Annotated in this window: 10 protein-coding genes and 1 pseudogene; 10 read left to right on the forward strand and 1 reads right to left on the reverse strand. The window is 65.9% G+C overall.

Features of this window, described 5'->3' with window-relative positions; translation table 11 throughout:
- The first annotated feature begins 54 nt into the window (after positions 1-54).
- The 10 genes and pseudogenes from ABF821_RS17105 (at position 55) to ABF821_RS17150 (ending at position 10,592) form a co-directional block, all read left to right on the forward strand.
- Positions 55-1,458: a PLP-dependent aminotransferase family protein gene (locus ABF821_RS17105; RefSeq protein ID WP_415530915.1), complete on the forward strand. Its 1,404-nt coding sequence runs from the start codon at positions 55-57 to the stop codon at positions 1,456-1,458.
- 490 nt (positions 1,459-1,948) lie between these two features.
- Positions 1,949-2,431, forward strand: a complete 483-nt coding sequence (locus ABF821_RS17110) for an MSMEG_0572/Sll0783 family nitrogen starvation response protein (RefSeq protein WP_183010201.1) — start codon at positions 1,949-1,951, stop codon at positions 2,429-2,431.
- A 27-nt stretch (positions 2,432-2,458) separates the two neighbouring features.
- The gene (locus ABF821_RS17115) at positions 2,459-3,427 is read left to right on the forward strand and encodes a Nit6803 family nitrilase (protein ID WP_183010202.1); all 969 of its coding nucleotides are present in this window, start codon (positions 2,459-2,461) and stop codon (positions 3,425-3,427) included.
- Positions 3,424-4,533, forward strand: a complete 1,110-nt coding sequence (locus ABF821_RS17120; RefSeq protein ID WP_415530909.1) for an MSMEG_0568 family radical SAM protein — start codon at positions 3,424-3,426, stop codon at positions 4,531-4,533. Before ABF821_RS17115 ends, ABF821_RS17120 begins: the two co-directional genes overlap by 4 nt.
- 9 nt (positions 4,534-4,542) lie before the next feature.
- Entirely contained in the window at positions 4,543-5,094 is a 552-nt protein-coding gene (locus ABF821_RS17125; RefSeq protein WP_415530910.1) for an MSMEG_0567/Sll0786 family nitrogen starvation N-acetyltransferase, read from the forward strand.
- Between the two features lie 2 nt (positions 5,095-5,096).
- On the forward strand, positions 5,097-6,065 hold the full coding sequence (locus tag ABF821_RS17130) for a sll0787 family AIR synthase-like protein (RefSeq protein WP_415530911.1): 969 nt from the start codon (positions 5,097-5,099) through the stop codon (positions 6,063-6,065).
- Positions 6,062-7,231, forward strand: a complete 1,170-nt coding sequence (locus tag ABF821_RS17135) for an MSMEG_0565 family glycosyltransferase (protein WP_415530912.1) — start codon at positions 6,062-6,064, stop codon at positions 7,229-7,231. Before ABF821_RS17130 ends, ABF821_RS17135 begins: the two co-directional genes overlap by 4 nt.
- A complete protein-coding gene (locus tag ABF821_RS17140) occupies positions 7,224-7,508 on the forward strand; it encodes an MSMEG_0570 family nitrogen starvation response protein (RefSeq protein WP_182974862.1) in 285 nt (94 codons plus the stop codon). Before ABF821_RS17135 ends, ABF821_RS17140 begins: the two co-directional genes overlap by 8 nt.
- A gap of 22 nt (positions 7,509-7,530) precedes the next feature.
- The gene (locus tag ABF821_RS17145) at positions 7,531-8,778 is read left to right on the forward strand and encodes an MSMEG_0569 family flavin-dependent oxidoreductase (RefSeq protein WP_415530913.1); all 1,248 of its coding nucleotides are present in this window, start codon (positions 7,531-7,533) and stop codon (positions 8,776-8,778) included.
- Between the two features lie 15 nt (positions 8,779-8,793).
- Positions 8,794-10,592: pseudogene (locus ABF821_RS17150) on the forward strand (AMP-binding protein).
- 31 nt (positions 10,593-10,623) lie between these two features.
- On the opposite strand, the gene ABF821_RS17155 reads toward ABF821_RS17150, so the two are convergent.
- Positions 10,624-11,079, reverse strand: coding sequence for a hypothetical protein (locus tag ABF821_RS17155; RefSeq protein WP_415530914.1), 456 nt, complete (start codon positions 11,077-11,079; stop codon positions 10,624-10,626).
- Positions 11,080-11,235 lie beyond the last annotated feature (156 nt).

Below are 11,235 nucleotides of genomic sequence, written 5' to 3' on the forward strand. Positions count from 1 at the left end.
GTATTGTATGGAGGGGTACGCTTCAACCGGCTCTTCTGTGAAAGTCCCTGCCCGATGTCGAACCGGCCCTATCTCGCGCACTGGAAAGAGCGGATCGATCATAATGCGGGGGCGATCTATCTTACGCTGGTCGACGCGCTGGCGCTGTCGATCCGCAAGGGGGACCTGCGGGAGGGGGACCGGCTGCCGCCACAGCGGACGATCGCGGCGTATCTGGGCACCAACCTGACCACCGTGACCCGCGCCTTTACCGAGGCGCGGCGGCGGGGGCTGATCGCCGCCACGGTGGGGCGGGGGACGTTTATCCGCGTCGGCGCGGGAGAGAGCCACTGGCGGCATACCGGGCCGGCGGTGATCGACCTGACCATGAACCTGCCGCCGGTGCCGCAGGACCCGCCGCTCCAGAAAATGATCCAGGCCGATATCGCGGCGCTGCTGAAACAGCAGGATCTGAACAGCCTGATGTCCTACCGCGTGACCGGCGGGACGATGGAGGAGCGCCAGCTTGGGGCGAAATGGATCGCGCCCGTGGTCGGGCCGCGCCGGGTGGACGAAGTGCTGGTGGCGCCGGGGGCACAGAGCGCGCTGGCGGCCATCGTCACCACGCTGACCCAGCCCGGCGATGTCATCGTGACCGACCGGATTGCCTATCCGGGCATCCGCACCATCGCCGCGCAGTTCGGGCTGATCCTCGCCGGGGTGGACAGCGATGCCGAGGGGATGATGCCGGAGCAACTCGACCGGGCGTGCGCGCAGCATCATCCACGGCTGCTGTACTGCATTCCCACCATTCATAATCCGACCACGGCGACCATGTCGCTGCAACGGCGGCGGGACATTCTGGCGGTGGCGCAGCTTCATCATCTGCATGTGGTGGAGGACGATCCGTACAGCCTGCTGATGGACGATCGGCCGCCGGCGCTGGCGGCGTTGGATCATGGGCGCGTTTTCTATGTGGCGACGCTGGCCAAGACGCTCAGCCCCGGTCTGCGCACGGCCTATGTGGCGTTGCCGGGTACGGATATGGCGCGCCGCGTGACCGCCGCGATCAGGGCGATCGCGCTGACCAATGCGGGGCTGCTGAGCGCGTTGACCGCGCGCTGGATGCAGACGGGGGAAGCGGAGCGGATTCTGCATGCGATCCGTACCGAACTGCGTTTGCGGCAGTCCATCGCCCGCCGGATTCTGGGCGAGGGGCACTGCATGAATCCCGATGGCCCGCATGTGTGGCTGAAATTGCCGGATTGGTGGGGCAGCACGGATTTCGTGGCCTATGCGCGCCGCCGGGGGCTGGCGCTGGTGCCCAGCACGGTGTTCACGATCAGCGGCGAGCCGCCGCAGCGGGCGCGCGTTGCGCTGGGGAGTGCGCCGGATGCGGCGAGCCTTGAAGAGTCGCTGCGGGGGGTGGTGTCGGTGCTTCAGCATAAACGCTCGCCGGGCTTTGCCGATATCGTGTGAGAGCCTGACCGAAAATGCGGTCTGGTGAGCGAGAGCGGCTCATCGGGGCCGCGTCCGGCGTGTGTTTCCGAGCATCGGAGCGGAGCGGCCTTGATGGCCGTGAGCACCGAAGCGCAGGAAACGCGCGGAGGACATGCCATCAGGGCGCATTTTCGGTCAGGCTCTGAGACATTGGCCGGGTTGACGTGCTCGTGGTGGCCGGGTGCCTGGGGGGCATCAGATAAAGAACTGGTTTGTTCACGAGTTCGTGATTCTTGGAGGGAGGAATAACAACGGGTTGTGGGGGAGGGAGGCTATTGTACCCTGCATGATTCGATATTGTATGGAATTGAAATCGGCATTCCGGGGTGGGTGGAGGGGATTGTCTTCATTGTAGTGAAGGTGTGATCCATACAAGATTTTACCTCCCGCCTGATCTCGTGCCACGACATCTCCCGTCAGGGCGGCCTGCTTCGCGCCGCCGGATAGCGATCCATACGGGAGATCCATCATGCCGACAGTCGAACACGCCCCCCACAAGGATGGCGATATCTTCGTCGATTACGAAAACAAGGTTTTCGAGGACGTTAAAGCCAATCCGGGCGAGAAGGCGCTGGTGACCTTCCATACCGTTGCGTTCGAAGGTTCGATCGGGTTCGTCAATCTGTTGCAGGCGACACGGCTGATCCGCAAGGGGTTCGAGACCTCGGTTCTGCTTTACGGGCCGGGCGTGACGCTCGGCATCCAGCGCGGCTTTCCGCGGCTGGGGGATGAAGCCTTTCCGGGGCATATGAACTGCAACAAGCAGATTGCGAAAATCATCGAAGAGGGCGGCAAGGTCTATGCCTGCCGGTTCGCGCTCCAGGCGCTGTATGGCCATGGCGAGCCGTCGCTGATTCCGGGGATTACGCCGATCAATCCGCAGGATGTGCTGGACCTGGTGCTGCTGCATCGCCGGGACAATGCCTTCATCCTCGATACCTGGACGCTCTGATTTTCGATCGCGGGAAGGACCACCGGCATGTCACGCATCGTGCGCGCCGCGGCCATCCAGATTTCGCCCGTTCTGGGCGATGATGGATCGGGGACCGCGCGGAAAGTCTGCCAGAGTATTCGCGACGCCGCGGAACGGGGCGTGAAGCTGGCGGTCTTTCCCGAAACCCTTGTGCCTTATTATCCTTATTTCTCGTTTATCCAGCCGGCTTTTCGCTTGGGCGGCGAGCATCTGGCGCTATACGAACGCGCGGTCGTCATTCCCGGTCCGGTAACGGGGATGGTGGCGGAGGCGGCGCGCGAGACCGGGATGGTGGTCGTGCTGGGCGTGAACGAGCGCGATCATGGCACGCTGTATAATACGCAGATCATCTTCGATGCCACGGGTGAGATTTTACTTCGGCGGCGCAAGATCACCCCGACCTATCACGAGCGGATGGTCTGGGGGCAGGGCGATGGCGCGGGGCTGAAGGTGGTGGACAGCGCGGTGGGGCGCATCGGCGCGCTGGCCTGCTGGGAACATTACAATCCGCTGGCCCGCTACGCGCTGATGACCCAGCATGAGGAGATTCATTGCGCGCAGTTTCCCGGCTCGCTGGTCGGGCAGATATTCGCCGACCAGATGGAGGTCACCATCCGGCATCATGCGCTGGAATCCGGCTGTTTCGTCGTGAATGCCACCGGTTGGCTGACCGACGAGCAGATCAGCCAGGTTGCGGGTGATCCGGCTTTGGAGGGTCCGCTGCGGGGAGGCTGTTTTACCGCGATCGTCTCGCCGGAAGGCAAGCTGCTCGGCACCCCGCTGACCGAGGGCGAGGGGATGGTGATCGCCGATCTGGATTTCGCGCTGATTACCAAGCGCAAGCGGATGATGGACTCGGTGGGGCATTATGCGCGGCCCGAACTGCTCAGTCTGCTGATCGACCGGCGTCCGGCGCGAACCGTGCATGCGTATGGCGTGGGGACGGAGGCGGCCGCAGGGGAGGCGCTGTCATGAGTGTTCCAGTCATTGGCACCATTGCCGGACGGCAATTGATCACCGACCTGCAATCCTTCGGGTTGCAGATCGGGGGGCAGACTGGGGGCGTGACCCGCAAGGGGGGCGCCGGTCCTTCGGACCACAAGGCGATCACCATCGCCGGACAGACGGTGATGGTGCCGGTTTATACCGCCGATGCCCGGCGCTCCCCCTTTCAGGCGAGCGTGCCGGGGGATGACGGCACCAGCATGCTGGTGCGCGACGGGCAGGCGGTGGGGCCGATCCGCTTTCCCGCACCGCCGCGTTTTTACGGGCTGGAGACGGCGGACGGCATTCCGTACTGGAAGATCGCGCTGCTGCATGGGCGCGATACGCTGGCGACCACCGTGCACCAGACCTGCATCCGCTATGCCGACCGGCGGACATCGTGCCAGTTCTGTGCCATCGGCCAGTCGCTGGAGGCCGGCCGGACCATTGCCTACAAGACGCCCGCGCAATTGGCCGAGGTCGCGAAGGCGGCGGTGGAACTGGACCATGTGCGCGACATGGTGCTGACGACCGGCACGCCCAATATCGTGGATCGGGGGGCCGCCGTGCTGGCGGACTCGGCCCGTGCGATCCGGGCGGCGGTCGACCTGCCGTTGCAGGTGCAGTGCGAGCCGCCGCGTGACCATGCCTGGTTCGGGCGGCTGCGCGAGGCCGGGGCGGATAGTCTGGGCATGCATCTGGAAGCCGCGACGCAGGCGGTGCGGGAGCGGATCATGCCCGGCAAGGCGACCGTCAGCGTCGATCGCTATCTGGAGGCTTTTGCCAGCGCGGTGCCGGTTTTCGGGCGTGGGCAGGTGAATACCTATCTGCTGGCCGGGTTGGGGGATACGGCGGAGGAGATCCTGGCGCTGGCGCAGCGGCTGATTGCGCTTGGGGTCTATCCGTTCGTGGTGCCGTTCGTGCCGATTTCGGGCACGCCGCTGGAAAACCATGCCCCGCCTTTGTCTGATTTCATGAAATCCGTTCTGGCCCCGCTGGGTGGGATGCTGCGGGCGGCGAACATGAAATCGACCGATATCCGGGCCGGGTGTGGCCGCTGTGGCGCCTGTTCGTCTCTCTCGGCGTACGAGCAGTGAGGTTCGGTCATGGATGAGATCGAGGATCGCCCTTTCGTTCCGATCGAATATATCGTGCGGCTTGCGCGCTCGAAATGGGAGCGGGCGGGGCATTATGCCTTGCGGCGTGAAATCTTCTGTCGGGAGCAGGGGGTTTTTCAGGATGACGATCGCGATGCCATAGATGCGCGGGCCATGCCCATTATCGCCTCCTGCTGCGTGGCCGGGATGCCGGACCGGATTGTCGGGGCCGTGCGTATCCATGAGGCCGAGCCGGGCATCTGGCGCGGTTCGCGGCTGGCGGTGCATGCGGAGCATCGCCGGTTGGGGCGGATCGGGGCGGAACTGATCCGCATGGCGGTGTGTACCGCGCATGGGTTTGGGGCGCGGCGTTTCTTCGCGCAGGTGCAGGAGCAGAATGTGCTGTTCTTCCGCCGCCTGCACTGGACGAGCCTCGGGGCCATCACGCTGCATGGTCTGCCGCATCATGAGATGGAGGCCGATCTTTCCCGCTATCCGGCGCATGGGCGGGCGCAGACATGGCTGCTGCGTCCCCAGCCCGTTTCGCGGCGGAGCGCGTGAGGATGCGTGGCCTTGCCGCGATGCTGCATGGCCTGCGGGAGAGTCGCGCGATGGCCGCGAAACGCGATATCGCCGGGACGGTTGCCGCGCTGGGTTATGGGGGCGCCGATGCCATCCAGCTGGGGGACGATTGCGCGGCGATTCCGGATGGCGATGGCTATCTTCTTTTTGCCAGCGAGGGATTTCAGGACGGGTTCGTGCGCGCCATGCCCTGGTTCGCCGGCTATTGCGGCGTGATGGTCAATGCCAGCGACATCGCGGCGATGGGCGGGCGGGCGATTGCGGTTGTCGATACGCTGTGGGGCGAGAGCGCCGGGGGTGCCGCGCCGATCCTGCATGGGTTGCGGGATGGGGCGCGGGCTTATGGCATTCCGGTGGTCGGAGGGCATACCAACCTCGGCGGTGCTCATTGTTCGCTGTCGGTGGCCATTCTCGGGCGGGCGCGGCGGCTGCTGACCAGTTTCGATGCCCGGCCGGGCGAGGTGCTGGTTGCCGCCATCGATCTGCGGGGGAAATGGCATGACCCGCATCCGTTCTGGGATGCCAGTTCGGCATTGGGGGTAAGCGGGGATGCCGGGCGGTTGCGGGCCGATCTGGAGGTGCTGCCGGAGATCGCGGAGGCGGGGCTGAGCCGGGCGGCCAAGGATATCAGCATGGCGGGGATTCTGGGGACCGCCGTGATGCTGGCGGAATGTTCGCGGATCGGGGTGACGGTGGATCTGGATGCGGTCCCCCGGCCCGATGGCGCGCCGATGGAACGCTGGCTCGGCGCCTTTCCCAGCTATGGCTATCTGCTGACCGCGCGGCCCGCGGATGCGGAGGCCATTCTGGCCCGCTTTCAGGCGCGGGGCATTGCGGCCGCCGTGATTGGCGCCTGTGACGGGGCGCGGACGCTGGACGTGTTGCATGACGGCGTGCGCGAGACGTTCTGGGATCTGGGGCGGCAGCCTCTGATCGGTTGTGCGCCATGACGCTTTCGATCGGTATTCTCACCCATTCGACCAATCCGCGCGGCGGCGTGGTGCATGGCATGGCGCTGGCCGAGGCCTTGTGCGACGCCGGGCATGAGGCGACGCTGATTGCGCCCGATGCGGGCGGAGCGGGATTTTTTCGCACGCCGCGCTGTGCCGTGCGTTGCATTCCGGTGCCGGAGGTACAAGACCTGTCCGCGCGGGTGGAATGCCATGTCGCCGCCATGCGCGAGGCGTTGCGGGATGCGCGGTATGACGTGCTGCATGCGCAGGACCCGATCAGCGCCAATGCGCTGGCGGATCTGGTGGTGGAAGGGCGGATTTCGGGATTTGCGCGCACTGTTCATCATCTCGACCGTTTTGCCGACCCCGGTCTGGCGTTTCGTCAGGCGCGGGGGCTGCGGGCGGCGGCGGAACTTTTTACCGTCAGCGCATTGTGGGAACGCACGCTGCTTGCGGAGTGGGGGCGGGTGGCGCCGGTCGTTGGCAACGGGGTCGATCCGCTGCGGTTTTCGCCGGCGGTGAATGCGCAGGATTGTTCGTTGTGGGCGCGCCACGGGGTGCCACCGGATCGGCATCTGATCCTGTCGGTGGGCGGGATCGAGCAGCGGAAGAATACGCTTGCTCTGCTTGAGGCATTTCTACGCCTGCGCGCGGTGCGGGCGGATGTGCATCTTGCCGTCGTCGGGGGTGCGTCGCTGCTGGATCATTCCGATTATCGCGCGGCTTTTGCCGCGCTTCTGTCGGCCAGTGGGCATGCGGATTCCGTAACGGTGACGGGGCCGGTCGCGGATGCCGATATGGGGGCGTTCTACCGGCAGGCGGCGGTGCTGGCCTATCCCTCGCACTGTGAAGGGTTCGGGCTGTGCCCGGTCGAGGCGCTGGCCTGTGGCACCCCCGTCATCGTGCCCGATGCTGCGCCGTTTACCGAGCATCTGCGTGGTGACGAGGCCCTGTGGTGTGTGCCGGAGCGGCCCGACACCCTTGCCGGTGCCCTGCATGACGCGCTGCGGCCCGGCTGCCGCGCCCGTTTCGGGGTCGTTGGCCCTGCGGTCGCGCGCCGCTTCCGCTGGCACGATGTCGCGGCGCGGCACATCCCTGCCTATCGGCGTCTGGCGGCGTTGCTCCGCGCCGGGGTGCTTCAGGAGAGTTCGATCAATGCCTGAAATGATCTTTCGTGTCCGCTGGCCGGACGGGACGGAGAGCGACTGTTATTCGCCCTCGCTGGTGGTGCGCGATCACCTGGTGCCGGGGGCGGATTATCCGGTTGCGGACTTCCTGGCCCGCGCGGACGCGGCGCTGACGGAGGCCAGCGCGCGGGTGCAGGCCCGGTACGGGTTTCCATGCAGCCGGGCGCTCGGCCAGTTGCAGACCATTCGCACGCTCTGCGCGCGCTTTGCTGATTCGGAAGATGCGCGGGTGCGTGTCCTGTCGTTCGACTGAAATCCTTTTGCGGAATATCCTTATGTCACAGAATGAAAAAACCATTCCCGTCGTGATCGTCGGCGGCGGGCAGGCCGGGCTTTCGCTGAGCTGGTATCTCTGCCGCGAGGCGGTGGATCATGTCGTGCTGGAGGCGGGAACGGCCTGCCATTCCTGGGATGACGAGCGGTGGGATAATTTCTGCCTCGTCACCCCGAACTGGCAGTGCCAATTGCCGGGGCACCCTTATGCGGGGAATGATCCGCATGGCTTCATGATGAAGAACGAGATCATTGATTATGTGCGGTCCTTTCGGGACTCCTTTACGCCGCCGCTGCGTGAGCATACGCGGGTGACGTCCGTGACCCGTCACGAAGAGGGCGGGTACCGCGTGGTGGCCGATGAGGCGGTATGGCACGCCCAGCATGTCGTGATCGCGTCCGGTGCCTATCATGATGCGGTGATCCCCGGTTATGCCGGGGCGATTGATCCTGCGATTGTCCAGATTCATTCGCAGGATTACCGGAATGCGGCGCAGCTTCCCGAGGGGGCGGTGCTGGTGGTGGGCAGCGGGCAGTCGGGCGCGCAGATTGTGGAGGACCTGCATCTCGAAGGCCGGAAGGTGCATCTGTGCGTCGGCACCGCGCCGCGTGTTTCGCGCTTCTATCGCGGGCGCGATGTGGTGGACTGGCTGGCGGACATGAAATTTTACGACCTGACGGTGGACCGGCATCCGCTGCGGGACGGGGCGCGCGACAAGACCAACCATTATGTCACCGGCCGCAATGGTGGGCATGATCTCGATCTGCGGCAGTTCGCGAAGGAGGGTGTGGGGCTGCATGGCACGCTGGAGGCCATCCGCGACGAGGTTGCGCATTTCCTGCCCGACCTGAGGGAGAATCTCGACGATGCGGACAAGACCAATGCCGACATCAAGGCTTCGATCGACGCCCATATCGCGCGGGTGGGAATCGCGGCGCCGGTCGAAGCCCCTTATGTGCCGGTGTGGGAGCCTGAACGCGGAAACACGCCGCTGGACCTGAAGGCGGCGGGGATTGCCGCCATCCTGTGGTGCATCGGGTTTCGGCCGGATTATCGCTGGATCGACGTGCCGGTCTTCAATGGGGCGACGAAGCCGGTGTGGGATCGGGGGGTGACCGATGCGCCCGGTTTCTACTTTCTGGGCCTGCCCTGGCTGCATACCTGGGGGTCTGGCCGGTTTTCCGGCATCTCGCGCGATGCCGCGTGGCTCGCCGGGCAGATTACCGGAAAAGAGATTCCGATCGCCTGAAGGAGGACATGCGCCATGCTTCCGTGGACGACCTACGATGCCATGCGGCATGCGGCTTCGGCCGATCCTGAAGGGTTCTGGCTGGAGGCCGCGCGGCGCATCGCGTGGGAGCAGGCGCCGGTTGCCGCCTGTCGGCCGCGCGCGGACGGGTGGCATGACTGGTTTGCCGGCGGCACGCTCAATAGCTGCCATAACGCGGTCGACCGGCATGTGGCGGCAGGGCGGGGGGAGCAACCCGCCCTGGTCTGGCATTCCTGCGCGACGGGGGAGACGCGGAGCCTTTCCTACGCCGCACTTCAGCAGCGGGTTGCCGGGTTTGCCGGCGGGTTGCGGGCGTTGGGTGTGGACAGGGGGGACCGGGTGTTGATCGCGGCGCCCTGCATGGTGGAAACCGCGATCGCCATGCTGGCCTGTGCGCGGCTGGGAGCGGTGCATGTGGTGGTCTTTGCCGGCTATGCGGCGGCGGAACTGGCGCGGCGGATCGATGACGTGACGCCGAAGATCGTTGTCGCGGCCAGTTGCAGTTTTCAGGGGCGGACGGTGGTGCCGGCGCAGGCGACGCTGGACGAGGCGCTGGCCGGGGCGGCGCATGTGCCCGATGGTTGCGTCATCGTTCAGCGTGAAGCCTGCCCGATGCGGATGACGGCGGGGCGGGACCATGATTTTCATGTGCTGGAGCGGTATCCGCCGGTGGCGCCGGTGCCGGTGCGGGCCGAGGACCCACTTTATATTCTGCATACGTCCGGGACGACGGGAACGCCCAAGGGGATTGTCCGCGACAATGGCGGCCATGCGGTGGCCCTGAGCCTGTCCATGGACCTGATCTATGGCTGCGGGGCGGGGGATTGCTTCTTTACCACGTCGGATCTCGGCTGGGTGGTCGGGCATTCCTATGGGGTCTACGCGCCTTTGCTGGGCGGGGGGGCCAGCGTCATCGTGGAAGGGTGCCCTTCAGCCTCGGTGATCGGGCGGCTTTGCGTTGCGCATGATGTGAAATGCCTGTTCACGACGCCGACGCAGTTGCGGCTGATGCGCCAGGGCGGCGCGGATTTCTCCGGCCGCGCTCTACCGGCGCTGAAGCGGATTTTCGTGGCCGGGGAATATGCCGATCCGACCCTGCTGGACTGGGCGCGGGCGTGTTTCGATCGGCCGGTGGTGAATCATTGGTGGCAGACCGAAACCGGATGGAGCATTACCGCGCATTTCTTCGGACTGCGCGAGGCGGAGCCGGCGGCGATCCTGAATGATATCGGACGGCCTGCTCCCGGCTTTTCGCCGGTGGTGCGCCCGGCGGTGGCCGGGGAGACGAGTGGGGAGATATTGCTGGCGTTGCCGCTGCCGCCGGGCTGCCTCGCCGGGATATGGAAGACGGGCGCGCTGCGGCCCCCGACTGCGTATCTGGCGGAGGGTGGGGGCTGTTATCGCACCTTCGATGAAGGGGTGATCACGGATGACCAGGCCGTGCATATGCTGGGGCGTTCCGACGATGTCATCAAGGTGGCGGGGCGTCGGGTTTCCGGTGTGCAGATCGAGAAGATCATTGCCGGGCATGAGAAAGTCCATGCCTGTGCGGTCGTGGCCGTATCGGACGGGCTGCGGGGGCAGCGGCCGGTTGCCTATGTGGTGCCGGCCGCGGGGGCCGCGCGCCCCGGGTGGGGGGGGGGGCTTTGCGAGCGGGGCGGGGGGGGGGGGGGGCGGGGGGGGGGGGGGGCGGGCTGGGACGGTGGGTGGGGCTGAAGGAGGTGCTGTTCGTGCGGCAATTGCCGACGACGGTATCGGGCAAGATCATGCGCCGGACATTGGCGACCGCCTGAGAATGTGGGCGGTCCGCCTGTTCCGCGATCGTTACTGGCCCGGCATTGCATCGCGGGGGCGGGCGGGGCGCAGCAGGTAGAGAATTTCGATCATCAGGCCGGGCAGCAGGATCATTCCCGTTGTCAGGCCGCCCAGCCAGAAGGCCACGAGCCCGGCGGCCAGGGAGGCGGCCATGACGCCACGCCCGGCCGGGCCGAGTGCGACGACGAACAGCACGGCACTGAAGGCGCTGGCGGTGGCGGCGGCCAGTGTGCGCGCAGGATGGGCGAGCAGGTCCGTGCCCATGCCGCCGACGACGTTGCCCATGATATGCGCATGGTCCGTCTGTCCGGCCATGCCGAACAGGAAGGAGAACGGCAGGAACAGGATGCCGAAGATATCGCGCAGCAGCAGGAAAAGCCCGTTGACCAGCGGTGCCATCATGAGGATGGCGGCAGCGCCGCCCATGCAGGCGACGACGAGGACGATCGCGAGCCGATCAAGCATGATGGACAGGCGTGCCGTATTCCGCATATCGCGGATCAAGGGGTGACGCATCGATCTGTGCGGGCTTGCCGTATGATCAGGGAGAGCCTGCTTATTTCTTCTTGATCCACCATTTCACGGGCTCGGGTTCGTCCTCGATCGCCTCGGGGGCAGGGG

The sequence above is a fragment of the Gluconacetobacter sp. genome (genome assembly GCF_047721585.1).
Classification (GTDB): domain Bacteria; phylum Pseudomonadota; class Alphaproteobacteria; order Acetobacterales; family Acetobacteraceae; genus Gluconacetobacter; species Gluconacetobacter dulcium.